The sequence below is a fragment of the Candidatus Pelagibacter sp. PS_11 genome (assembly GCF_059417975.1).
In genome coordinates this window covers 573,213-597,510 of record NZ_CM182075.1, presented here as the reverse complement: position 1 = coordinate 597,510, position 24,298 = coordinate 573,213, and the positions used below count along the sequence as shown (strand labels likewise).

Here is a 24,298-nt window from a genome sequence, read left to right as displayed (position 1 = left end):
ATTAAATGCCCACTATTGGCTGGTTTGAGATTTTAATAGTAGTTGCTGTTGCAATCATTGTTATTGGACCTAAGGACTTCCCCTATATGTTAAAAAAAGTTGGTTCGTGGATTGGAACCACAAAAAGATATATTAGTAATATACAAAATGAGGTAGCTGACCTTGATATCAATTCTAATGAAATAGAAAAACCTATAGAAGAAAAAAAGATAATGACAAAATCTGAAAATGAAGGCGGTTTTGTAAGCCATCTAACTGAACTTAGAAAAAGGTTAATTCATTCTTTTATTTTTTTATTCATTTTTTTTATTGGATGTTATTTTTTTTCAGAACATTTATATGGTTTTTTAGTTGAACCTTTTGCTAAAGCAGTAAATGAAAGTGGAACTGATAGAAGGTTAATTTTTACAGCTTTACAGGAAACATTTTTAACATACTTAAAGGTTTCTTTTTTTGCAGCATTCTTTGTTGCATGTCCCTATATATTGGTACAAATATGGAAATTTATTGCACCAGGACTCTATAAACATGAAAAAATTGCAATCGTTCCTTATTTAGTTTTAACACCTATATTATTTTTTCTAGGAGGCATGCTTGTTTATTATTTAATAATGCCGCTAGCCATAAAGTTTTTTCTCTCTTTTGAGAGTACAGGAGCTTCAACAGGATTACCCATTCAATTGGAAGCTAAAGTTAGCGAATATCTTTCTCTGGTTATGAAATTAATTTTTGCATTCGGTATAAGTTTTCAGTTACCAGTTGTCCTTAGCTTATTAGCTAGAGTAGGTATTGTTGATGCTGAATTTCTTAGAAAAAAAAGAAAATATGTCGTTGTAATGATTTTTGCTGCTGCTGCACTATTAACACCACCTGATCCCATAACTCAAATTGGACTAGCAATACCATTATTGATTTTATATGAATTATCTATATTTTCTGTAAATATTATTGATAAGAAAAATAAAAAAAATGCATAATATTAAAGAAATTAGAAATGATGTTGAGGCTTTTAAAAAAGCTTTGAATAAAAGATTTATAGAAATAGATGTAGATAAGATTTTATCATTGGATGAGAATAATAGAGAGTACATCCAACAAAGAGAATTACTTGAAAAAGAAAAAAAAGATATCTCAAAGTCTAAAGATCAATCACTTTTTGAAAAATCAAAAAAGATAACTGTTGAAATAGATAATATTAGTAAATTACAAGCTAGCGTTAAATATGAATTGGAAACAATTTTGTCATCAATACCAAATATACCTCATCCAGACGTTCCTACAGGTAAAGATGAAAACTCAAATGTAGAAATTTCTAAATCAGGAACAATACCAAATTTTAAATTTAAACCTAAATCACATTATGAATTAGGTGAAGACTTAAACATGCTTGATTTTGATCTAGCAACGAAAACTACTGGTTCAAGATTTGTTTTTGTAAAAGATAAATTGGCCATGCTAGAAAGAGCTTTATCAAATTTTATGCTTGATACACATGTGAATACTAATGGTTATGAAGAAATATCCCCGCCATTAATTGCAACAGATGCTACTATGTATGGTACGGGACAATTACCTAAATTTGATAATGACCAGTTTGAACTTAAATTAGACGACTCTAGTGACAGAAAATTTTTAATTCCAACTGCTGAAGTTATTTTAACCAATATTGTAAAAGACCAAATTATTGATAAAAAAAAACTTCCAATGCGAATGGTTGCCTCAACACCCTGTTTTAGAAAAGAAGCAGGAAGTTATGGTAAAGATACTAAGGGAATGATTAGACAGCACCAATTTTACAAAGTTGAAATGGTGAGTATTGTCGAAATTGATAAGTGCTTACCAGAACTTGATAGAATGACTGATTGTGCAACTAAAATTTTAGATTTACTAAAACTTCCATACCGAAAAATTGTTTTATGTACTGGTGATATGGGTTTTAGTGCTGAAAAAACTTATGATATTGAGGTGTGGCTTCCATCTGAAGATAAATATAGAGAAATCTCAAGTTGCTCTTCATGTGGGTCATTTCAAGCTAGAAGGATGAAAGCCAGATATAAAAACGAAAAAAAAGAAACTGTGCTTGTTGGCACCTTAAACGGCAGTGGTTTAGCAGTTGGTAGAACATTAGTTGCTATATTAGAAAATTATCAACAAGAAGACGGGTCTATTCTAGTGCCAGAAGCTTTAAAGCCTTACATGAATAATATTGAAAAAATCGTTAAGATTTAAAGTTGTTTTAATTAGATAGATGTTGTAAGAATTCACTTTAATTAAGGAGAATTATGGATCAAGGAATAGGCCAATTTATACCACTAATTTTAATTTTTGTTATTTTTTACTTTTTTTTAATAAGACCTCAACAAAAGAAAGTTAAAGAGCATAAAGCCATGGTAGAAAACTTATCAAGAGGAGATAAGGTTGTAACTTCTGCTGGTATTATAGGGACAGTTGAAAGAATTATTGATAATGAAAAAGTTGAAGTGCAAATTGCTGACAACGTTAAAGTAGAAATTATTAAATCTACAGGTATTCAAGGATTACTTAACTCCCCTGAAGTAAAAAAATAACATTTTACTAAAGTGTTATACTTTTCCAAATTAAGAATTACCTTAGTTTCTTTAGTATCAATTTTTTTTATTTTTATTGCTGCATCAAATTTTCAAAACCCTGAAGACAGTTTTATTTCTAAAAAGATAAATCTAGGTTTAGATTTACAAGGCGGATCATATCTTTTGCTAGAAATTGATAATGAACCCGTTGAAATTCAAAAATTACAAAATACAACAACTGTTATTAGAAATTTTTTAAAAGATAAGAAAATATCTTTTAACGATCTAAGAATTGAAGATAAAAAAATAATATTCAGTATACCCAATGATAATATTGAGTTGGTTCAATCTTTTTTTCTTGATAAAGAAAGTGATATTAACCCTTATTATTTTCAATATAAATCACATCAGTTTGATGTAAATATTCAAGATAATGAATTTACGCTAACTCTATCAAAATATGGACTTATTGAAATTAAAACATCTTCACAAGATCAAGCTATAGAAATAGTTAGAAGAAGAGTTGACGAAGTAGGTACAAATGAACCCAATATTCTGAAAAGAGGTAATAATAGAATTCTAGTTGAGCTTCCTGGTCTTGATGATCCCATGCGTATCAAATCACTTTTAGGAAAAACTGCAAATTTAACATTTAGATTTGTCACTCAAAATAATAATGACACTTTTGGTACTGAAATGCTTCAATTTGAAGATGGAACTAGCGAAGCAATGGTTAGCAAAAGAATAATCTTAAATGGTGAGAATTTATTGGATGCTCAACCACAAATGAATAATCAAACCAACGAAACAGTAGTATCATTTACACTTGATAGAGTGGGGGCAAAAAGATTTGGTAAAGCAACTAGTACAGGAATTGGCAAACAATTAGCAATTGTTCTAGATGGTAAAATTGTTAGTGCTCCAGTAATAAGGGATACTATAGCAAGTGGAAATGGTCAGATCAGTGGAAATTTTACATTTCAATCTGCAACAGACTTGGCATTACTTCTAAGATCAGGAGCGTTACCAGCGCCACTTAACATTATCGAAGAAAGAACAGTTGGACCTGACCTTGGTCAAGATTCAATTAATGCAGGAGTTATCGCCCTTATGATTGGTTTCTTATTGGTGATAATTTTTATGTTTGTTAAATATAGAATTTTTGGTCTAATTGCTAACATAACACTATTAATTAACTTATTTTTTTTAGTCGGAATTTTAACTTTATTTGAAGCAACATTAACACTTCCTGGAATAGCAGGTATCATTTTAACGGTTGGTATGGCAGTTGACGCTAACGTGTTAATTTTTGAAAGAATTAAAGAAGAATGCAAGAAAGAAAAAAATAATATTATAGCTTTTGATACAGGTTATGTGAAATCAAAAACTGCAATTATAGACGCAAACATAACCACATTAATTGCAGCTGTAATCTTATTCTTTATGGGTTCTGGACCTGTTAAAGGTTTTTCTGTGACTTTAGCTGTAGGAATTTTTACAACACTGTTTTCAGTTTATTTTATTGCAAGAATGCTTACAGGTCTTTATGTCGTAAGAAATAAAGAAAAGACTGAACTAATATAATGATTAATTTTAATAAATTTTATAAACTATTTAATCTAATCTCTTTAAGTTTAGTTGTTGCATCTGTTCTATTATTATTTTTTAAAGGACTTAATTTTGGTGTAGATTTTAAAGGTGGAACTTTAATAGAACTAAGGTCTAACGATAAAAATATTAACGTTACTTCTTTAAGGCAATCTTTTAACAAAATGAATTTAGGAGATTTTAATATCAAAAAATTTGGCAATGAAAACGATTTTTTAATCAAAATAGAGAAAAAAGATACAAGCGCAAACGCTATAGAAGTTATAAAAAAAGATTTAACATCTTCATTGGGGAGTTCTTTTAATTTCAGAAGAGTTGAAAATGTAGGTCCAAAAGTTAGTTCTGAATTATTAAAGTCTGGTATTATTGCAATTGCACTATCTCTAGCTGCAATGTTATTTTACATATGGATAAGATTTGAATGGCAATTTAGCTTAGGTGCTATTTTAGCCCTATTTCATGATGTCATTATAACACTTGGTCTTTTTTCATTATTTAGTTTGGAAATAAATCTATCAATAGTTGCCGCCGTTTTAACTATAGTTGGTTATTCAATGAACGATACTGTTGTCATTTATGACAGAGTTAGAGAAAATTTAAGAAAGTTTTCTGATATCAAGATTTATGAACTTACAAATATCTCAATCAATGAAACACTTTCTAGAACTATAATTACATCAGCCACAACATTGCTTGCTTTAGTTTCAATTTATTTATTTGGCGGAGAAATTTTAAAAGGTTTTTCTCTAGCTATGATAATGGGTGTTGTATTTGGAACTTATTCTTCAATTTATATAGCTAATCCTATACTTGTAAAACTTAGAGTGTCCCAAAAAACAATCCTAAAAGAAGAAACGGAATAGAATTTAATAAAGATTTTGAGCTGCTACCATTGAAAGTAACATTGGTAACGATAAAAGAGTATTTGTTCTTGAAAACAACATTGCTGTCCTTGCTGATTTTACTTTAAGATCAGATTCGCACTCAACAATACCTAGTGCTCTTTTTTGATTTGGCCAAATTATAAACCAAACATTAAAAGCCATGTATAAGCCAAGCCACATTCCAATACCAATAGCTGTACTTTTTCCACCACCACCTAAAGTCATAGCATCATGTAAATAACCATTTAAATAAGCTAAAATTAATCCAGACAATACTGTTAGTAAAGCTGCCCATCTAAAATAAAACAAAGCTGCTGGCGCAATAACTTTACCTATAGCAGGTTTTTGTTCATCAGGAATTTTAGGCATGTTTGGAATTTGAACAAAGTTAAAATACCAAAGAAGTCCAATCCACATAATAGCAACCGTTACGTGAATAAATCTTGTTAACCAACTCCAAAAAATTGTATCAAAATCAAAACCACCATTACCATAAAACAATCCTAGAAAAAGGATAATAGCTAAAGCTAATGATGCATGAATTGTCTTTGGAAGAGATGATAGTAAATTACCCATAATTAGAATCACTTATACACTAATTTTTTAAATCTTTAACTTCTTTTTAAATTTTTCTTCCAGCATAGGTTTTAAGAATTCCCCAGTATAACTACCTTTTATTTTTATAATATCCTCAGGTTTACCTTCTGCGATAATATTTCCACCTTTGACACCACCCTCAGGACCCATATCAACAATATAATCAGCTGTTTTAATCACATCTAAATTATGCTCAATAACAACAACAGTATTTCCTAGAGCCACAAACGTATGTAGTATTTCTAATAATTTTTTAATATCATGTTGGTGAAGTCCAGTAGTTGGTTCATCTAAAATATACATAGTTCTTCCTGTAGATCTTTTCGATAGTTCCTTGGCCAACTTAATACGCTGAGCCTCTCCACCAGATAATGTTGTAGCCTGTTGTCCAATCTTTATATAACCAAGCCCAACTTTTTTTAATGTTAATAGTTTGGTTTTTATATTTGAAATATTTTCAAAGTATTCACATCCTTCATCCACAGACATATTTAATACATCGGCTATACTTTTATCCTTAAACTTTATTTCAAGAGTTTCTCTATTATATCTAGTTCCCTTACATTCATCACATTGTATATAAACATCAGGTAAAAAATGCATCTCGTAAGTAATTACTCCATCGCCTTCACAAGCTTCACATCTTCCACCTTTAACATTAAATGAAAATCTTCCAGGTTTATATCCTCTTGTTTTTGACTCAGGTAGTGCCGTAAACCAATCTCTAATAGGCCCAAAGGCTCCGGTATAGGTTGCCGGATTTGATCTTGGTGTTCTCCCAATTGGTGATTGATCTATATCAATTATCTTATCTATAAGCTCAACACCCTTATAATTTTTAAATGCTTTTGGAACTTTTCTAGCTTTGTTATTTAAGGTTAAATTTAATGCATGATATAATGTTTGCAATATCAATGTAGATTTACCACTGCCAGAAACTCCAGTAACGCAAGTAAAGCTTCCTGTTGGAATTTTAAGATTAACGTTATTCAAATTATTTCCACTAGCTCCATTAATTTCTACAAATCTACCATTCTTAGCAAGTCTTCTAATTCTTGGAATTTCTATATATTTTTTATGAGATAGGTATTGACCAGTGATGCTATTTTTATTTTTAAGTATCTCGTTATAAGTTCCTTGTGCAATGATCTCACCACCGTTAGTACCAGCTTCTGGTCCTAAATCTATTATGTGGTCAGCATTTTCCATAGTTTCAGTGTCATGCTCAACAACGATTACTGTGTTTCCAAGATCTCTTAGTCTTTTCAATGCATTAATTAGTTTAACATTATCTTTTTGGTGCAAACCTATAGAAGGTTCGTCAAGAACATATAATACTCCTGTCAATCCTGAACCAATTTGCGAAGCAAGCCTAATTCTTTGTGCTTCTCCACCGGAAAGAGTCCCGGACTCTCTTGATAAAGTTAAATACTCAAGCCCAACATTTAAAAGAAACGTTAACCTCTCATTAATTTCTTTTAGAATATGTTCTGCTATTTTAAATTGTCTTTTATCAAGATTTTGTTCCAACCCTTTAAACCAGTTAGCAGCATCTAAAATAGATTTTTTTGTAACATCGCTTATATTTTGATTATCAATTTTAACACATAAAGCTTCCTCTTTTAGTCTATTACCATTACAACCTTCACATGCAGAATCCGATTGATATTCCGCTATAGCTTCTCTCTTCCACTCACTGTCAGATTCAAGAAATCTTCTTTCAAGATTGTTTATGACACCTTCAAAAGTTTTTTTATGAGAGTATTTTTCATATCCATCATCATAGACAAATTTTATTTCTTCCTCGTCTGATCCAAATAAAATCACATCTTTAAATTTTTTGGGTAATTTTTTCCATTTTTCATCTAAAGAAAATCCATAGTGCTTAGCAATAGAGGCTAATGTTTGAGCATAATATAGTGTGGTTGATTTAGCCCACGGTTCTATAGCACCATCAGCTATACTTTTTTTTTCATCAGGAACTACTAAATTTGGATCTACATTTAATTTAATACCAATACCTTCACATTCAGCACACGCCCCATATGGACTATTAAAAGAAAAAAGTCTTGGTTCAATTTCTTCGATTGTAAAACCACTTTCTGGACATGCAAATTTTGTTGAGTAAATTAATTTTTCAATTTTTCTAAATTTTTGAGGTAAAGTTTCGTCTTCGTACTCAACAAAAACAAGACCATTTGATAAATTTACAGCTGTTTCAATACTTTCAGCTAAACGATTTCCTAGATTTGAGTTCAAAACAATTCTGTCAATTAAAACAGATATATCATGCTTAAGTTTTTTATCTAATTCAGGTGCTTTATCTATGTCATAAAGAACCTCATCAATTTTAATTTTTCTAAAGCCTCTTCTTTTATAGCTTAAAATATCTTTTCTATATTCACCTTTACGGCCACGGACCACTGGCGCATATATATAAATTGTAGATTTTTTGGGAAGTTTTTTTATTAAATCGACAATCTGTGTAATTGTTTGTGATGTTATTGGTTTTCCAGTAAAGGGTGAATAGGGCACACCAGCTCTCGCATAGAGCACTCGCATATAATCATAAATTTCTGTAACTGTAGCAACAGTTGATCTTGGGTTCTTTGATGTATTTTTTTGTTCAATAGCTATTGCTGGACTTAATCCTTCAATAAGATCAACGTTAGGTTTTTTCATTTTATCTAAAAATTGACGAGCATAAGCAGATAAACTTTCAACATATCTTCTTTGTCCCTCTGCGTAGATAGTGTCAAACGCTAATGAAGATTTTCCAGAACCGGAAAGTCCAGTAATAACAACAAATTGATCTTTGGGTATTTCTACAGAAACATTCTTTAAATTATGCTCCTTTGCACCCTTGATAACTATCTTTTTGATCATAATTTTAGTTGCTTTAAATTAATTAAATTAATATTGAGTTTATATTGTGATATAAAAACTAAATAAATAAATAAACACTTATAAAATATTATGGCTGGAAGTTTAAATAAAGTATTATTAATTGGGCGTTTAGGCGCAGACCCTGAAATTAAACAAATGGTAAACGGCAAAAGCGTTGCAAGATTGAGTTTAGCAACAAGTCAATCATGGAAAGACAAGACAACAGGTGAAAAAAAAGAAAAGACGGAGTGGCACCGAATAGTTGTATTCAATGATGGGTTAGTAAATGTTGTTCAACAATATTTAAAAAAAGGAGCTCAAATTTATGTTGAAGGACAAATAGCTACTAGAAAATGGAAAGATGAACAATCTGGACAAGACAAATATTCTACAGAAATTGTAATTCAAGGATATAACTCCTCACTAACAATGTTAGGTGGAGGCAATACAGGTGGTGGAATCCAAAATGATAACACACAAGCACCTGCTAATAATTTTGAAGATAGTCCACAAACTTCAAATGATATGGATGACGAAATTCCATTTTAGTTTCTATGAAAGACACAGAAATACCTAAAGATAAAAATATTAAACTTATCTCAATGCATGATGAGATGAGTTCATCGTATTTGTCATATGCGATGAGTGTAATTGTGAGTAGGGCTCTTCCTGATGTTAGGGACGGACTTAAACCTGTTCATAGAAGAATATTATTTGCCATGTATAAAGGTGGTTACGATTGGTCAAAACAATTTAGAAAATCTGCAAGAATAGTTGGAGATGTTATTGGTAAATATCACCCACATGGAGATCAGTCTGTTTATGACGCTCTAGTTAGAATGGTTCAGGATTTTTCTATGAGTTTACCTCTTGTTCAGGGCCAAGGTAACTTTGGATCTATTGATGGAGATCCAGCTGCGGCTATGAGATATACTGAGACTAGATTGGCTAAAGTTTCGCAATACTTAATAGACGATATTGAAAAAGATACCATCGAATACAAGAGTAACTACGATGAAACAGAAAAAGAACCATCAGTTTTACCCGCTCAATATCCCAATTTATTGGTTAATGGAGCTGGTGGTATAGCAGTTGGAATGGCAACAAGCATACCTCCACATAATTTAGGTGAAATCATTGATGGAACATTAGCCTTAATTGAAAATAAAGATATTAAGATTAAAGAATTAATGAAACACATTCCAGGTCCTGATTTTCCTACAGGTGGTGTCATCATTGGGAAAGAAATTATTAAAGCAGGATATAATGTGGGTCGTGGGTCATTTAAAATTAGAGGTGAAATAAGTGTTGAAGCACAAAAAAATGGTAGAGAAAGACTAGTTATTACATCTGTACCTTATCAGGTAAATAAATCAGTTTTAAATGAAAGAATTGCCCAACTCGTTAGAGAGAAAAAAATTGAAGGAATAAAAGATATTAGGGATGAGTCTAATAGAGAAGGGATTAGAGTAGCAATTGATTTAAGAAATGGTGTTGAGCCAGAAACTATTAAGCGATTACTTTATAAAAATACCTCGATAGAAAGTTCTTTTGGTTTTAATACTTTAGCAATCGTTGATGGCAAACCTAAAATATGTAATTTAAAAGAGTTTTTAACAAATTTTTTAAAGTTTCGTGAAGATGTTGTTATTAAGAAAACTAAATTTGACTTAAAAAAAGCAGAGGACAGAGCTCATATTTTGATTGGGTTATCTGTATCTGTTGAGAATTTAGATAAGATTATAAAAATTATACGGTCTTCAAAAACTCCTGATGATGCTAAAAAATCATTATTAAACACTAAGTGGAAAATTAATAAATCTTTAAAGTTAATTTCACTTGTCGAAGACAAGAAGGGGAAAAATTTATACTCATTATCTGACCCTCAAGTAATTGCTATTTTAGAACTTAGACTTCAAAAACTTACAGCTCTTGGTATTAATGAAATAGAAGTCGAAATCAAAAAATTAGCTGATTTAATTAAGGGATATAAGAAGATAATTAATTCCAAAAAAGAACTTTTAAACGTAATAAGTGAAGAGCTTAAAACTATTAAAGAAAAATTTGCTGTACCACGAAGAACTAAAATTATAGATGCTATTTTAAACTATGATATTGAAGAAACTATTCAAAAAGAGTCTGTTATTATTACAGTTACACTTCAGGGATATATTAAAAGAGGAGCATTAAGCAGTGTTAAACAACAAAAAAGAGGTGGTAAGGGTAAATCTGGGATTACAACGAGAGATGAAGATTCTGTAGTACAAACTTTATCAGTTAACACACACACTTCTGTTCTTTTCTTTTCGACAGAAGGACTTGTCTACAAAATTAAAGCTTGGAAGATACCTGAGGGTTCAACTACATCAAAAGGTAAATCTCTATTTAATATCTTACCTTTAAAAAATCATCAATCAATCAGTTCAATTATGCCATTCCCTGATGATGAAAGTGATACGAAAAATCTTCAAATTGTTTTTGCAACTGCAAAGGGCAAGGTTAGAAAAAACAGTCTAGAAGACTTTTCTTCCATTAATTCAGCTGGAAAAATTGCAATAAAATTAGATCCCAATGATAAAATCGTAGGAGTTGAAATTTGTAAAGATGATCAAGATGTAATGCTAAGTACAAAAAATGGTAAATGCATTAGATTTGAATCAAAAAAACTAAGAATATTTAAGGGTAGATCCTCAAAAGGTATAAAGGGTATAGAGCTATCTCCTAATGATGAGATTGTTTCTCTTTCAATAACAAATAAAGAAAAAATAAAAAAAGATACTAAATCTGATGGAAGATTTGTTTTATCAATTACAGAAAATGGATACGGCAAAAAAACTTTAAACAATGAATATAGAGTTACCAATAGAGGTGGTAAAGGCATAATTGGAATTGTTAACTCACCTAGAAATGGCAGTATATGTTCGTCATTTCCTGTTATAGAGGGAGATGATGTGATGATTTCAACAAATAAAGGTAGAGTGATTAGAGTTGCTGTTAAAGAAATCAGAACAGCGGGAAGAAATACTCAAGGTGTAAGAATTATCAAATTATCTGGTGATGAAAAAGTTGTTTCAGCAATAAAAATTGATGATAACTTGGAGTAATGAAAAAAGTTGCCGTATATCCTGGAACATTTGACCCAATTACCTTTGGTCATATTGATGTTATAAATAAAGCTTTAAAATTATTTGATAAAGTTATTATTGCTGCTTCTGATGGTGCTAATAAAAATTATCTTTTCAATTCACTTGAAAGAGTACAATTAATTAAAAAAGCCTTATTTGTTGATTTAAAGTTTGATAAAAAGAAGATTGAAGTTATTTCATTTACATCATTAACAACTGATTTATGCAAAAAATACAAATCTAATATTATTTTAAGAGGTTTAAGAGCAGTATCTGATTTCGAATATGAATTTCAACTAGCTGGAATGAATAGAAAATTGAACAATAATATAGAAACAATCTTTTTAATGTCTGATGTTGAAAATCAAATCATTTCATCAAGATTTGTTAAAGAAATAGTTAGACTAAAAGGCGATATCAAAAAATTTACTACAAAAAGCACAATAAAATCTTTAAAAGAAAAATATGAATAAACTTATAACAAAATTTTTAATTTTATTTTTTATACTAACCAACAACACAATCGCAGAGGAGAATATTATGATTTTAAAGCTTAAAGATGGAGACGTTAAAATAGAACTTTTTGAAGATGTGGCACCTAATCATGTCAAAAGAATTAAGCAACTAGCAAAAGATGGTAAATACGATGGTGTTGTATTTCACAGAGTGATTGATGGCTTTATGGCGCAAACAGGAGATGTTCAGTTTGGTAACTCTTCTAATGATCAATTTGATTTAAGAAGAGCTGGAATGGGTGGTTCTGATTTACCTGATCTTAAAGAGGAATTTAGTGATTTACCTCATGAAAGAGGAACGCTATCTATGGCTAGATCACAAGATCCAAATAGTGCAAACAGCCAATTTTTTATATGTTTTAAAGAGGCGTCTTTTTTAGATAGACAATATACGGTATTTGGTAAAGTTATTGAAGGCATGGATCTTGTTGATAAAATCAAAAGAGGAGATCAAAACAATAACGGTTCTGTTTCTAACCCAGATAAAATCATTAGCTTTAAATAATTTTAGTTCACAAATTTCATGGCGTTAAAGAATTTCAAATTTAATGTCATAGAGAGCGATAAATTTGCTAGAGTTGGAGTAATCGAAACTCATAGAGGCAATATTCAAACACCTGCTTTTATGCCTGTTGGAACACAAGCTACAGTTAAAGCATGTTTGATTGATGATATTGTTAAAACTGGGTCTGAAATAATTTTATCAAATACCTATCATTTAATGATCAGACCAGGTGTTGATAGAATTATTTCTGCTGGTGGTCTACATAAATTTATGAATTGCAAGCTACCCATACTTACTGATTCTGGTGGGTTTCAAGTTATGTCTCTTTCTAAATTAAACAAAGTAGACAGAGAAAAGGGTGCAATATTCAACTCTCATGTAGACGGTAAAAAATTTATATTAAGTCCAGAAGAAAGCATAAGAGTTCAAAAAGGTTTAGACTCGGATATTGTTATGATTATGGATGAGTGTCCTAAAAAAACTACGGACTACGATGTAATAAATAAATCTATGGAGCTATCAATATACTGGGCCGAAAGGTCCAAAATAGCTTTTGGTTTAAATCCACACAAAGCTTTATTTGGAATAGTCCAGGGTGGTTTATTCAAAGATTTAAGAACTAAATCTCTTAATGAGTTAATTAAAATTGGTTTTGATGGATATGCCATTGGAGGACTTGCTGTAGGAGAAAGTCAAAAAGAAATGTTTAGTGTTTTAGATGATTTAAAAAATATTATGCCTGATGATAAACCAAGATATTTAATGGGTGTAGGGACACCAGCTGATATTCTTGGAGCTGTTAAGAGAGGTGTTGATATGTTTGACTGTGTAATGCCTACGAGATCTGGAAGAACCGGTTTAGCTTTTACTTGGAATGGTCGTGTGAATATCAAAAATAATAAATATAAAAATGATAATGAACCTCTTGATCCAAATTGTTCAAATTTAAATCTTAACAAATATTCAAAAAACTATATAAATCATCTCTTCAATACGAATGAAATCTTAGGTTCTACACTTTTAACCTTACATAACATCAACTTTTATCAAGAATTAATGTCTTCTATTAGAGAAAATATTAAAAAAGGAACATTTGATAAATTACATGATGAATACATTGATAAGTTGTAATTTAAATATTTGCAATTTGCGATGTTATGGAATAAATAATTGTTTTTTGGTAATAAAAATTATTCAAGTTTGATATTTTTTTATTGTTTAAATTTTTAAGTGTAAAGAAATTTAAAAATTTTAAAGAAGACTTCACCAAAAGTTTTTTTTTAAAATTAAATAAAAAAAAACGTTTATCTCATCTTTAATAATTTATATGTGGGCCCTTAGCTCAGTTGGTAGAGCAATTCCCTTTTAAGGAATGGGTCGATGGTTCGAGTCCATCAGGGCTCACCAGAAAACTTCCATTTTACGTGAGTAATTAACCATTTTTTAATCCTTAAAAGATTTTTAAAAAAAGTGTACGGTGAGTGTACGTTTTATTTATTTAGGATGAAAAAAATATTAAATTTTATTGTCATTTTTGTTTTATTCACCAGTAATATTTTTGCTGCTGATGAAATTGATAAAGGTAAAACACTATTAAAATCATTATCTAAAAAAAGTCTAACTAAAGAAGAAACCATCAGTTTTTTAAAAGAATACGCAATCATATTAGAGGACGAGAGGGGTGATGGCGAAGTAACATATGTTTTTGATGATGAAAAATATATTAGGTACAAGGGCACAAAAATTATCTCATCAGATGCTTGGAGATTTAGTAAACTAGGGGCACTTAGGCTTTTTAACAAAGACGTTAAAATGACTTGGAAAATTAAACCCAATACAAAAAAAACAGAAAATCTAATCAATATCAAAACTAAATTTGATCCAGTTGGTAAATTATATGAGTTCGAGGTAAAGACTAAAAAAGAATTTTTAGATCAAATAGAGCAAATCAAACAAGCTGAGATACAAAAAAAAGAAGCTATTGAAAAAGCTAGGATTGAAAAAAAGAAAAAACTGGAGCAAGAAAAATTAGCTGCGGAACAGAAACGTAAAGAAGATGAAAGAAAATTAGAGGAAGAACGTTTAGCTGCTGAGCAAAAACTTGAAGAGGAAAAGAGAAAATTTGAGGAAGAACGATTGGTTGCTGAGCAAAAACTTGAAGAGGAAAAGAAAAAGCTTGAGGAAGAAAAATTAGCATTACAGAAAGAAATTGAAGAATTAAAGATTAAGAAAGCCGAGAATTTGGAAAAAAACAAAAAAACACCTGAGCAAATTTTAAAAGAAGAAAAAGAAAGATTAAAACAAGAAAAATTGTCTACAAAGCAAATAGTTAAAGAAGAAAAAGAAAGATTAAAACAAGAAAAATTGGCTACAAAGCAAATAGCTAAAGAAGAAAAAGAAAGAAAAAAACAGGAATTATTAGCAAGAAAAAAAGAAATTAAAGAGAGAGAAAAAAAACTAAAAGAAGAGAAAATAGCAAAATCAAAGGTTAAAGATGAAAAAAGTTTAAATATTGAAAAACATAAACTCTGTATGAAAATGATAGAAGCTTCTTTTTATCAAGATTGGGATAATAAGATTTTTAAAAATAAGACTGTTAAAAAAGCAATTGAATCAACTGGAATTAAAGAAGATTTAAAAATGGTAAGAATGATGTTAGTTATGGGTTCTACTAACCCCACAAAACGAAAAGGCAAATATCATTGGGATGATTTTGCTGGAATGGGAATGTTACAATTTTGTCCACCAGATCAATATAATTTAGAACTTACAGATGTTGATTTTTGGTAAATTATAAAAATTAAGGAATCTACTCACCAAGCAATTCCTCACTACGGAACTACACATAAAAAAAACGTACACTTTTTAAAAACACTCTAATTTTTCGCACACCTGTTGTGTAATTCCTTTTCGCACACTTTTATTAAAAATTACAAAACCAGAGTGTACGAAAAGTGTACGGTTTTATAATTTAGATTTCACACATCTCTTAACTTTTAATCAGCTCATACGAACGTTAAACGAAGGTTTTTTCTTTTAAATTGGAAATTATGTTGTTGTGTGATTATCTTTTAAGGAATGGGTCGATGGTTCGAGTCCATCAGGGCTCACCACTAAAATAATCTTTTAAATATTAGCTAATTGTAATCGGTGGATAGTCTAAAATGATACTATTTTCCCATTCTGATAAATCTTTTATTCTTTTTGAGGATGATGGATGAGTACTCATAAATTGAGGAGGCTCTTTGCCTTTATTTGCCTCTTTCATTCTTTCCCATAATTTTTTAGTTTCTCTAATATCATATCCTGATAATGAAGCAAAAATCATACCCAAATAATCAGCCTCACTTTCTTGTGTTCTAGAAAAGGGATTCATTATTCCTATTTGTGAAAGTAAACCAACAGTATTCATTCCTGTTACTCTGTTTACTTGTGACAACTTCCCACCAGAAAATATATCAATAAGTTGCGTGCTTGTATTTAATAAAACTCCTCTGCTAGCTCTTTCAACAGAGTGTTTTGCAACAGCGTGTGCAATCTCATGACCCATAACTGAGGCAAGACCGTTTGTATTTTTTGTAACATCAAGTATTCCTGTGTACACAGCTATTTTACCACCTGGCATGCACCAAGCATTTTTTACTTTTTTATTATCTATTAAAATATACTCCCAATCAAAATTAACAGTTGGATCATTTTGACCTGCTCTATAAAAATACTCAGATATAGCGTCTTCCATTCTTTTTCCAATATCTTTAATTTCATTGAGTGTTTTAGTGTCATCACTCATTTTTTCTTTTTCTTTAATTTTTTCAAAAATTTGAGCTGCCTGAGCATTTAATTTTGATTCAGGTATAATTTTCAATTGTCTTCTGTCTGTTATTGGGGTCGTAGAACAAGCGCTGAGCATTAAGCCCGAACATCCACATCCAATATAATTTAAAAATTTTCTTCTATTCATTTTATTAAAATTTTGATAATCATATAAATATATACTTTTATGAATTTAAACAATAAAATCTTAGTTGTACTTTTTGTTATAGCTGTATCTTTTGTAATTTATTCTAGCTACAATTAGATTATGAATAATAAAAATTCAGAAAAAAAACCTATCACAAAAAAAGAGATTGTTAAATTGTGGTTTATGATTTTTACATTAAAAATTAGAAATTATTTTTTTACTGGCATAATTGTTTTAGTGCCGATTGGATTTACGTTATATTTAAGTAAATTTTTGATGAATGCCTCTTCAAATTTACTTCCTTCAAAAGTTAACCCTAACAGCTATTTGCCAATTAACATACCTGGTATTGAAATTATTATTACAATATTTTTTATTACCTTTATTGGTTTTTTGTCACTGTCATTTCTTGGTAAAAAGTTTTTACAGTTAATAGACACTTTGTTTAAAAAAATTCCATTATTAGGAACTTTTTGGTCAGCTGTTAAGCAAATGTCACAATCCTTTAAAGATAATAAACACAAAAAAAGAAGCGTAGTTTTAGTTGAGTATCCAAGAAAAGGTGTTTGGGCAGTAGGTTTTGCTACCAAAGAAAATGAAGGAGAAATCAAAAACAAAACTAACAAAGAACTTATAAATGTATTTGTACCAACAACTCCTAACCCAACAAGTGGTTTTTTATTAATGTTTGAAAAAAATGATATAATCTACTTGGATATGAGCTTTGAAGAAGCTTCTAAATTTGTAGTTTCAGCTGGCACTACAAGTCCATAAAAATTAGACAAGATCGTTTATTATATCTGCTTGATCATATAACTTGAGTAAAGCTTTATATTTTTTAATATCAGTATTTTCTAATTCTATCTTTTTAATTTGTTTTTCTGCCATTAAAAATAAATCTTCATTTTGAATGGGGTCTGCTAACCTAAAATTTTTAATTCCACTTTGCTTAAAACCAAGTAAATCACCAAAACCTCTTAACTTCATATCTTCTTCTGAAATTTCAAAACCATCATTTGAGTTTTTTAAAATATTAATTCTTTTTTTAGCATTCACACTTAAATTTGACTTAAACATTAATATACAGCTTGCCTGTTTTGTTCCACGTCCAACTCTTCCTCTTAACTGATGTAGCTGAGATAATCCAAATTTGTTAGCATTTTCTATTATGATTACATTAGCATTAGGAAAGTCAATACCAACTTCTATAATTGTTGTCGAAACTAAAATTGAATATTTTTTATTAAGAAATTTATTTAATATTTCTTCCTTCTCTTCATTTTCAATTTTTCCATGTAGTAGTGCAACTTTATTTGGAAAAATTTCATTAAGAAATTTATATTTCGTAACTGATGATTGGTGATCTAATTTTTTTGATTCCTCTATCAAAGGACACACCCAGAAGATTTGGTTTCCTTCTTTTATTTCTTTTTTTACAAAGTTGATAACATCATCTATTTTACTTTCTAATTTGCTATAAGTTTTAACTTCTTTTCTATTACTTGGTTTTTCTTTAATAATAGAAACATCCATATCACCATAAACTGACATAGTTAGAGTTCTCGGAATTGGTGTCGCTGACATTAAAAGAACATCACAATTATCACCCCCTTTATCTGATAAAAGTTTTCTTTGTCTAACACCGAATTTGTGCTGTTCATCAATTATAATATAACCAAGGTTTGCAAAAATAATTTTTTTTTGAAAAATTGCATGTGTGCCAAATACCATTTGAATTTCATTGTTTTCCAGGTTTTTTATAATTCTCTTTTTTTCACTATTTTCACTCTTACTAGAAAGTAATTCAATTTTGATATCTTTAGGAAATAGTTTTTTTGCTAAAGTATAATGCTGTCTTGCCAATATTTCAGTAGGAGCCATTAATGCAACTTGGAACCCTGAATTAATGACATTCAACGAAGAAATCAATGCAACAATAGTTTTACCACTCCCAACGTCACCTTGCAAAAGTCTAAACATTTTACTTTTAGAATTTAGATCCTTATTAATATCACCCAATGAAATTTTTTGATCATTGGTAAGTGTAAAGTTTAGTTTATTAACTATATTCTTATGAGCTTTTTCGCTGAAGTTTTTAGAAATTTTTTTAATTTTTTTAATTTTTTTTCGAATTTCCGAATTAACTAAAAAAGATGCTAATATTTCATCATAAGCAAGTCTTTTATAAAAATCAGATTTATAATTTTCAATATTTTTTGGATCATGTAATTTTATTATAGATTCGTTCCAACTTTCATTATTAAAAATTTTTAGAATATCTTTATCATGCCACTCCGGTAAAATAGGTAAGTTTTTTAAAATTTGATTAATAATTTTATTATAGGTTTTTTCAGTAATACCTTCTGTTAATGAGTATTTATTATCAATATTTTCAATTAATGAATTGTCTTGTGAAATATATGTTGGATTCGTTATTTGATATCGTCCTTTATAATTGCCTATCTTACCGCTAATTGTCACTTCTTCATTTAGTGGTAAAATTTTTCTTACATATCCTTCATGACTATTAAAGAATATACAATCAATCTTTCCAGTTTCATCAATACAATTAACTCTATTGGGTAAGTTTCTAACTCTTGGAAATTGATATTTTAATGGAACAATCCTGATAGTTTGGATTACACCTATTTGAAGATCGCAAACTTTACTAACGAGCGTTCTGTCTGTATATGATTTAGGCAGTCTCCACAGCAAGTCAAAAATATTATTTACTTTTTTTTTCTTCAAAATTTCCATGGTTTTTTTACCCACACCATTTAATTTGGTTAGATCAGCTAATAAATAATCATAATTATTCTTATTTTTCATATTAGTTGTAATATATTAAATATTATGACCATTAATATAAAGGATTTAAAAAATAAAATAACTTATAGAGCTAACTATAGAGGCACTAAAGAAATGGATAAGTTGTTAGGTTCATTTACTAAAAAATATATTGATCAGTTTAATGAACAAGAGCTAACCCTTTTGTGTGATTTGTTAGACTTAGATGATGAGAATCTTTATAAATTTAATCAAGGTCAAAATCCAACGATTCAAATTGAATTAAACAAAGTTACAGAGATGTTTCAAAACTATAATTATGCAAGTGAATAGTGGCGGAGAGACTGAGATTCGAACTCAGGAAAGAGTTGCCCCTTTGCCGGTTTTCAAGACCGGTGCATTCAACCACTCTGCCATCTCTCCGTTAGCAACGTTTTATTATTATAAATTTTTAATTCAACAATAAAATTGATAAATTAAACAGATAATCATTTAATAGGTATAAATTTATTACTGTGGAAAAGCAAAAATTCAATACAGGTATAGGATTAACTGCACTAGGTTCTTTTTGGTGGGGTGTTATTGGTGTTATTTACTTCAAATATATTTCATTTGCAGGCTCTATAGAGGTAGTGATCCATCGTTGTGTGTGGACATCTGTAGCTTTAATAATAACTACTTTTTATTTTTCTAAATGGGATATTTTTTTTGAAATTATAAAAAATAAAAGAAATATAATTTATTTATTTTTTTCAAGCTTACTAATTTTTATAAATTGGGCAACCTGGATTTATGCAGTGGGTACTGAAAAAATTATCGATGCAAGCTTTGGTTATTTTATTATGCCAATCTTAAGCGTATTCCTGGGATATATCTTTTATGGTGAAAAAATTAATAAAAGAAGAGGTCTTTCCATACTTCTTGTTTTGCTGTCTATTTCATTTCTTTTATTTAAAAGTTTTCATTCGATACCATGGGTTGGAATAATTGTAGCTCTAAGTTGGGGTTTTTATAATCTTCTTAGAAAAAAAGTAAATGTTGATACCGATGTTGGACTTTTAATAGAAAGTCTTTTTATACTACCATTTGCATTATTTGCTTTTTTTTTACTTTTTAAAAATAATTTAAATATTTTTAGTATTAACGAGCCTTCATTGATGTTTATACTAATGTTAGCTGGACCAATGACTGTTATACCTCTATTTCTATATGTAAGAGGTGTTGAGTTGTGTGGCCTTGGACCCACTGGAATGATTTTCTACATAACCCCAACATTTCAATTTTTATTGGGCTTTTTTTATTATGATGAGGCTTTTTCTTTTGATAAATCATTAAGTTTCATTTTAATATGGATTGCTGTAATTATTTATTTAAAAGATTTATATGAACATAATTAAATATTTTATAATTATATTTTTCACATTTATTCACGGAACACTATATGCCAATGAAAAAGAATTTAAGGAGTGGTTGGTTAATTTCAAAGCTTATGCTTTAGAAAAAAAAATCTCAGAAAAGACATTCAATTTAGCAATGTCTGATGTTGTGTTTTTACCTGATGTAATAAAATATGACCGTTTTCAGCCTGAGTTTTATGAAGATACCAAAACTTACATATCCAAAAGAACTTCTAAACAAAAAGTAAGTGCGGGCATTAAACTTTATGAATTAAATAAAGATTTCATAAATTCTGTCGACAATAAATTTTCTGTTGAGAAAGAGTTGCTTTTAGCATTAATGGGAATAGAGACTAATTTTGGAACTTATGTTGGAAAAATGGATATATTATCATCACTTGCAACTTTAAGTTATGATCAACGTAGATCTGATTTCTTTACCAAAGAATTAATTACTATTCTTCAATTAATAGATGAGGGGAAAATAAACCATAACATTTTATATGGGTCATGGGCAGGTGCCTTTGGTTTTTTTCAATTTATGCCATCTACAATAGACAACTATGCAATAGACTATGATAAAAATAACATTATTGAGCTTAAATCAACTAAAGATTCATTTGCATCTGCAGCTAACTACATAAATAAAATAGGATGGAAAAAAAACCAACCTTGTTTCATTAAAGTCAAATTAAAAGAAAATATACCTAACAATATATTAAATATATCTGCAAAAAAACTTCACAATAAAATTAAATTTAAGCTTTTAAAGAAATATATAATTAATGAAGATAGTTTTAATTCTATTAATGAAAATTTGATTGCATCAATAATAACGCCAGACAAAGATATAATACCAGATGCACAAAACTTAGATCCAGCCTACATAGTTTTTGATAATTATGAAAAAATACTACAATGGAATAGATCTTTAAGATTCAGTCTCGCAGTATGCACATTAAAAGAAAAGTTTGAAAATGCTTTATAAAAAACTATTAATTTTATGCTGTTTAATTTTATTAAATAACTGTTCAGCAACAACCACAACCAAAAATAAAAATCTTAATTCATTAGAAAATCCATTTATAAATAAAGGATTTAGTCTTATATATAATGATAAACTTTATTATGATAAGGTTGTTTCCAAAAAAATTGATGAACGAAGCTTAGTTATTTTTCAAAAAAATTTAAAAAAAAATACAATTGTTAAAATTACTAATATTTTAAATAACAAATCAATTATAGGTACTGTTGGTAGTAATGCTGATTATCCTTTATTTAACAATGCAGTATTATCATTGAGAATAGCAGATGAAATTGGTTTGAATGAAAATGAACCTTATGTAGAGATTTTACAGGTCCTAGAAGATGCAATATTTGTTGCAAAAAGAGCAAAAACATTTGAAGAAGAAAAAAAAGTTGCTAACAAAGCACCAGTTAACAATATTAATATTAGTGATCTTAGCACTAAACAGACAAACACTAAAAATGAATTAAGTAAAAAATTTTCTTATGAAATAAAAATAGCCGATTTTTATTTTAATGATACAGCATCATTGTTAGTTGATAGAATCGTAAAAGAAACCATGATTAAAAATGTCAAAATCAAAAAAATTAATGAAAAAAAATATAGAGTATATGCAGGTCCTTTTAATAACATTAACACTCTACAAAAATCATTTAATGATATAAGCATACTTGAATTTGAAAATATTGAGATTATTAAAAATGATTAAATTAAGATTTATAACGATTTTATTGACGCTCTTACTAACATCTAATGCTAATGCAGCTTTTGATGTAAAGGCTAGAGCTGCAATATTACAAGATTATCTTTCTGGTGAAATATTATTTGAAAAAGATGCCGATAAATCAATTTATCCTGCATCAATGACAAAAATTATGACAACCATTATTGCGTTTGATTTAATTAGAAGTGGTGACCTAAGTTTAGATGAAAAATTTTTAGTATCAGAGAATGCCTGGAGACTTTCATCAGCTGGCTATTCTTCAATGTTTATAATGGTTGGTGATGAAGTTAGTGTGGAAAATTTACTTAGGGGAATAATTGTTGCATCTGGTAATGATGCTTGTGTTGCGTTAGCTGAAGGTATAGCTGGAACAGAGGATGAATTTGCAGTGATGATGACAGCGAAAGCCAAAGAAATAGGAATGAATAATACTAATTTTGCTAATTCATCAGGTATTAATGATACTGAAAACCTATCAACTGTAAGAGATATTATGCTTATGTCCAATTATCTTATTAAAGAGTTTCCTGAAGAATATAAGTATTTTGCAGAAAAGGAATTTACTTGGGATAGAACAGGGGGTGATCCCATTACTCAAGGTAATAGAAATCCGTTATTATATAAAAGCCTTGGGGCAGATGGAATTAAAACTGGTTATTTAGCTGTTGAAAAATATTCACTGGCATCATCTGTTGAAAGAAATGGAAGACGATTAATAGCTGTAGGTAGTGGCTTCAATACTAAAAATGATAGATCTCGTGAAAGTGCCAAACTTTTAACATGGGGTTTAACTAATTTTGACCTGGTTGAAATTACAAAAGCAAACACACCAATAGAAGACATTGATGTTTGGTTGGGTAAAAAGGATACTGTTAAAACTTATATAAAAAATGATATCTACAAAACTATTCCTAAAGCAAAAAAAAGACTATTGAAGGTATCATTGAATTATAATGGTCCAATTCAAGCACCTATTAAAAAGGATGATATCTTAGGAAAATTAAAGCTAATCTTTGATGGTGAACTTATTGAAGAATATGATCTACTTGCTTATGAAGATGTTAAGAAATTAAATGTTTTTTCAAGGTTAATGAAATCAATTAATTTTTTAATTTGGGGCGATGTCTAAAAAACCAATAATTGTATTTGAAGGTATAGAGGGGACAGGTAAATCTCATCATATTAAAAATGTTGCTAACTACTTAACACGTAAAAGGATTAAATTTATTCAAATTAGAGAACCTGGCGGCAGTACAAATTCAGAAAAAATAAGAAATCTTATTCTTAATAACAAATCTACATTTAATAAAGAAACTGACTTATTACTTTATCTTTCGGCAAGAAGTGAAAATATGGAAATTATAAGAAAAAATTTTGGTAAAAAGATAATATTGATAGATAGGTTTTCAGATTCAACGATTGCCTATCAGCATTATGGTATGGGTGTAAACCTTAAGTTAATACAAAATATTAACGACCATCTTTTAAAAAATATTAAAATTGATTTTACTTTTTTAAATACAGTAAATTTATCAAATATGAAAAAAAGGCTTAAACTAAGAAAAAAGCTTAACAGATATGATAAATTTAACAGTAAATTTTATGAAAAAGTACAAAATGGTTTTATAAAGATATTAAAAAAAAATCCTAAAAAATATATTAGAATAAATTCAAATCTAGATATAGATCTTAATGAAAATATAATATTAAATAAAATTAAAGACTTAATTTAG

22 protein-coding genes and 2 tRNA genes are annotated in these 24,298 nt (G+C 29.1%); 19 read left to right on the top strand and 5 right to left on the bottom strand.

What is annotated here, in order from left to right:
- Positions 1–5 precede the first annotated feature (5 nt).
- From tatC to secF, 5 genes are read left to right on the top strand one after another with little or no spacing between them, the layout of a single operon-like run.
- Positions 6–977, top strand: a complete 972-nt coding sequence (tatC, locus tag AC5SLT_RS03260) for a twin-arginine translocase subunit TatC (RefSeq protein ID WP_494592527.1) — start codon at positions 6–8, stop codon at positions 975–977.
- Complete coding sequence (serS, locus tag AC5SLT_RS03255; RefSeq protein ID WP_494592526.1) at positions 970–2,229, top strand: serine--tRNA ligase; 1,260 nt, start codon at positions 970–972, stop codon at positions 2,227–2,229. The genes tatC and serS overlap by 8 nt, the downstream gene beginning before the upstream one ends.
- A gap of 50 nt (positions 2,230–2,279) precedes the next feature.
- Positions 2,280–2,567, top strand: coding sequence for a preprotein translocase subunit YajC (gene yajC / locus AC5SLT_RS03250; protein ID WP_420887231.1), 288 nt, complete (start codon positions 2,280–2,282; stop codon positions 2,565–2,567).
- A 12-nt stretch (positions 2,568–2,579) separates the two neighbouring features.
- Positions 2,580–4,133 (top strand): protein translocase subunit SecD, encoded by a 1,554-nt coding sequence (gene secD, locus AC5SLT_RS03245; RefSeq protein ID WP_494592524.1) that lies wholly within the window; start codon positions 2,580–2,582, stop codon positions 4,131–4,133.
- The gene (secF, locus tag AC5SLT_RS03240; RefSeq protein ID WP_494592522.1) at positions 4,133–5,020 is read left to right on the top strand and encodes a protein translocase subunit SecF; all 888 of its coding nucleotides are present in this window, start codon (positions 4,133–4,135) and stop codon (positions 5,018–5,020) included. The genes secD and secF overlap by 1 nt, the downstream gene beginning before the upstream one ends.
- Positions 5,021–5,023: 3 nt before the next feature.
- Here secF and AC5SLT_RS03235 read toward each other — a convergent pair whose 3' ends face one another.
- Both AC5SLT_RS03235 and uvrA read right to left on the bottom strand, forming a co-directional pair.
- Positions 5,024–5,617: a urate hydroxylase PuuD gene (locus AC5SLT_RS03235; RefSeq protein ID WP_494592521.1), complete on the bottom strand. Its 594-nt coding sequence runs from the start codon at positions 5,615–5,617 to the stop codon at positions 5,024–5,026.
- Between the two features lie 27 nt (positions 5,618–5,644).
- Entirely contained in the window at positions 5,645–8,524 is a 2,880-nt protein-coding gene (gene uvrA, locus AC5SLT_RS03230) for an excinuclease ABC subunit UvrA (RefSeq protein WP_494592519.1), read from the bottom strand.
- Between the two features lie 90 nt (positions 8,525–8,614).
- Between uvrA and ssb the strand changes: the two genes are divergently transcribed.
- From ssb to AC5SLT_RS03195, 7 genes are all read left to right on the top strand, one after another.
- Positions 8,615–9,073: a single-stranded DNA-binding protein gene (ssb, locus tag AC5SLT_RS03225; protein WP_006996934.1), complete on the top strand. Its 459-nt coding sequence runs from the start codon at positions 8,615–8,617 to the stop codon at positions 9,071–9,073.
- Positions 9,074–9,078: 5 nt separating this feature from the next.
- Positions 9,079–11,628, top strand: a complete 2,550-nt coding sequence (gyrA, locus tag AC5SLT_RS03220; RefSeq protein ID WP_494592517.1) for a DNA gyrase subunit A — start codon at positions 9,079–9,081, stop codon at positions 11,626–11,628.
- A complete protein-coding gene (gene coaD, locus AC5SLT_RS03215) occupies positions 11,628–12,122 on the top strand; it encodes a pantetheine-phosphate adenylyltransferase (protein ID WP_011282085.1) in 495 nt (164 codons plus the stop codon). Before gyrA ends, coaD begins: the two co-directional genes overlap by 1 nt.
- Positions 12,115–12,669 (top strand): peptidylprolyl isomerase, encoded by a 555-nt coding sequence (locus AC5SLT_RS03210; protein WP_011282086.1) that lies wholly within the window; start codon positions 12,115–12,117, stop codon positions 12,667–12,669. The genes coaD and AC5SLT_RS03210 overlap by 8 nt, the downstream gene beginning before the upstream one ends.
- Before the next feature lie 18 nt (positions 12,670–12,687).
- The gene (gene tgt / locus AC5SLT_RS03205; protein ID WP_494592515.1) at positions 12,688–13,800 is read left to right on the top strand and encodes a tRNA guanosine(34) transglycosylase Tgt; all 1,113 of its coding nucleotides are present in this window, start codon (positions 12,688–12,690) and stop codon (positions 13,798–13,800) included.
- A gap of 200 nt (positions 13,801–14,000) precedes the next feature.
- A tRNA-Lys gene (locus AC5SLT_RS03200) sits at positions 14,001–14,076 on the top strand.
- 96 nt (positions 14,077–14,172) lie between these two features.
- Positions 14,173–15,459 (top strand): hypothetical protein, encoded by a 1,287-nt coding sequence (locus AC5SLT_RS03195; RefSeq protein ID WP_494592514.1) that lies wholly within the window; start codon positions 14,173–14,175, stop codon positions 15,457–15,459.
- A 343-nt stretch (positions 15,460–15,802) separates the two neighbouring features.
- On the opposite strand, the gene AC5SLT_RS03190 is transcribed toward AC5SLT_RS03195, so the two are convergent.
- Positions 15,803–16,630, bottom strand: coding sequence for a M48 family metallopeptidase (locus AC5SLT_RS03190; RefSeq protein ID WP_494592512.1), 828 nt, complete (start codon positions 16,628–16,630; stop codon positions 15,803–15,805).
- 183 nt (positions 16,631–16,813) lie between these two features.
- On the opposite strand from AC5SLT_RS03190, the gene AC5SLT_RS03185 reads away from it, so the two are divergent.
- Complete coding sequence (locus AC5SLT_RS03185) at positions 16,814–17,404, top strand: DUF502 domain-containing protein (protein ID WP_494592568.1); 591 nt, start codon at positions 16,814–16,816, stop codon at positions 17,402–17,404.
- A gap of 3 nt (positions 17,405–17,407) precedes the next feature.
- On the opposite strand, the gene AC5SLT_RS03180 is transcribed toward AC5SLT_RS03185, so the two are convergent.
- A complete protein-coding gene (locus tag AC5SLT_RS03180) occupies positions 17,408–19,459 on the bottom strand; it encodes an ATP-dependent DNA helicase RecG (protein WP_494592511.1) in 2,052 nt (683 codons plus the stop codon).
- A gap of 24 nt (positions 19,460–19,483) precedes the next feature.
- Here AC5SLT_RS03180 and AC5SLT_RS03175 point away from each other — a divergent pair, with 24 nt between their 5' ends.
- Positions 19,484–19,750, top strand: a complete 267-nt coding sequence (locus AC5SLT_RS03175; RefSeq protein ID WP_271481469.1) for a succinate dehydrogenase assembly factor 2 — start codon at positions 19,484–19,486, stop codon at positions 19,748–19,750.
- Here the strand turns inward: AC5SLT_RS03175 and AC5SLT_RS03170 are convergent.
- Positions 19,751–19,840 (bottom strand) — tRNA-Ser (locus AC5SLT_RS03170).
- A gap of 92 nt (positions 19,841–19,932) precedes the next feature.
- On the opposite strand from AC5SLT_RS03170, the gene rarD reads away from it, so the two are divergent.
- Genes rarD through tmk form a run of 5 tightly spaced genes read left to right on the top strand, consistent with a single transcriptional unit; the run spans position 19,933 to position 24,298 of the window.
- The gene (gene rarD, locus AC5SLT_RS03165; protein ID WP_494577367.1) at positions 19,933–20,814 is read left to right on the top strand and encodes an EamA family transporter RarD; all 882 of its coding nucleotides are present in this window, start codon (positions 19,933–19,935) and stop codon (positions 20,812–20,814) included.
- A complete protein-coding gene (locus AC5SLT_RS03160; protein ID WP_271564266.1) occupies positions 20,801–21,802 on the top strand; it encodes a lytic murein transglycosylase in 1,002 nt (333 codons plus the stop codon). The genes rarD and AC5SLT_RS03160 overlap by 14 nt, the downstream gene beginning before the upstream one ends.
- Positions 21,792–22,550, top strand: coding sequence for a hypothetical protein (locus AC5SLT_RS03155; RefSeq protein WP_494592509.1), 759 nt, complete (start codon positions 21,792–21,794; stop codon positions 22,548–22,550). Before AC5SLT_RS03160 ends, AC5SLT_RS03155 begins: the two co-directional genes overlap by 11 nt.
- On the top strand, positions 22,543–23,694 hold the full coding sequence (locus AC5SLT_RS03150) for a D-alanyl-D-alanine carboxypeptidase family protein (RefSeq protein WP_494592508.1): 1,152 nt from the start codon (positions 22,543–22,545) through the stop codon (positions 23,692–23,694). The genes AC5SLT_RS03155 and AC5SLT_RS03150 overlap by 8 nt, the downstream gene beginning before the upstream one ends.
- Positions 23,687–24,298 (top strand): dTMP kinase, encoded by a 612-nt coding sequence (gene tmk / locus AC5SLT_RS03145; RefSeq protein ID WP_271564269.1) that lies wholly within the window; start codon positions 23,687–23,689, stop codon positions 24,296–24,298. The genes AC5SLT_RS03150 and tmk overlap by 8 nt, the downstream gene beginning before the upstream one ends.

Coding starts and splice junctions, on each gene's coding strand:
- tatC (WP_494592527.1), top strand. CDS start 6: ATGCCCACTATTGGCTGGTTTGAGATTTTAATAGTAGTTGCTGTTGCA.
- gyrA (WP_494592517.1), top strand. CDS start 9,079: ATGAAAGACACAGAAATACCTAAAGATAAAAATATTAAACTTATCTCA.
- AC5SLT_RS03210 (WP_011282086.1), top strand. CDS start 12,115: ATGAATAAACTTATAACAAAATTTTTAATTTTATTTTTTATACTAACC.
- AC5SLT_RS03185 (WP_494592568.1), top strand. CDS start 16,814: ATGATTTTTACATTAAAAATTAGAAATTATTTTTTTACTGGCATAATT.
- AC5SLT_RS03235 (WP_494592521.1), bottom strand. CDS start 5,617: ATGGGTAATTTACTATCATCTCTTCCAAAGACAATTCATGCATCATTA.
- AC5SLT_RS03190 (WP_494592512.1), bottom strand. CDS start 16,630: ATGAATAGAAGAAAATTTTTAAATTATATTGGATGTGGATGTTCGGGC.
- serS (WP_494592526.1), top strand. CDS start 970: ATGCATAATATTAAAGAAATTAGAAATGATGTTGAGGCTTTTAAAAAA.
- AC5SLT_RS03180 (WP_494592511.1), bottom strand. CDS start 19,459: ATGAAAAATAAGAATAATTATGATTATTTATTAGCTGATCTAACCAAA.
- AC5SLT_RS03155 (WP_494592509.1), top strand. CDS start 21,792: ATGCTTTATAAAAAACTATTAATTTTATGCTGTTTAATTTTATTAAAT.
- tgt (WP_494592515.1), top strand. CDS start 12,688: ATGGCGTTAAAGAATTTCAAATTTAATGTCATAGAGAGCGATAAATTT.
- secF (WP_494592522.1), top strand. CDS start 4,133: ATGATTAATTTTAATAAATTTTATAAACTATTTAATCTAATCTCTTTA.
- AC5SLT_RS03150 (WP_494592508.1), top strand. CDS start 22,543: ATGATTAAATTAAGATTTATAACGATTTTATTGACGCTCTTACTAACA.
- AC5SLT_RS03175 (WP_271481469.1), top strand. CDS start 19,484: ATGACCATTAATATAAAGGATTTAAAAAATAAAATAACTTATAGAGCT.
- AC5SLT_RS03160 (WP_271564266.1), top strand. CDS start 20,801: ATGAACATAATTAAATATTTTATAATTATATTTTTCACATTTATTCAC.
- AC5SLT_RS03195 (WP_494592514.1), top strand. CDS start 14,173: ATGAAAAAAATATTAAATTTTATTGTCATTTTTGTTTTATTCACCAGT.
- uvrA (WP_494592519.1), bottom strand. CDS start 8,524: ATGATCAAAAAGATAGTTATCAAGGGTGCAAAGGAGCATAATTTAAAG.
- ssb (WP_006996934.1), top strand. CDS start 8,615: ATGGCTGGAAGTTTAAATAAAGTATTATTAATTGGGCGTTTAGGCGCA.
- coaD (WP_011282085.1), top strand. CDS start 11,628: ATGAAAAAAGTTGCCGTATATCCTGGAACATTTGACCCAATTACCTTT.
- tmk (WP_271564269.1), top strand. CDS start 23,687: ATGTCTAAAAAACCAATAATTGTATTTGAAGGTATAGAGGGGACAGGT.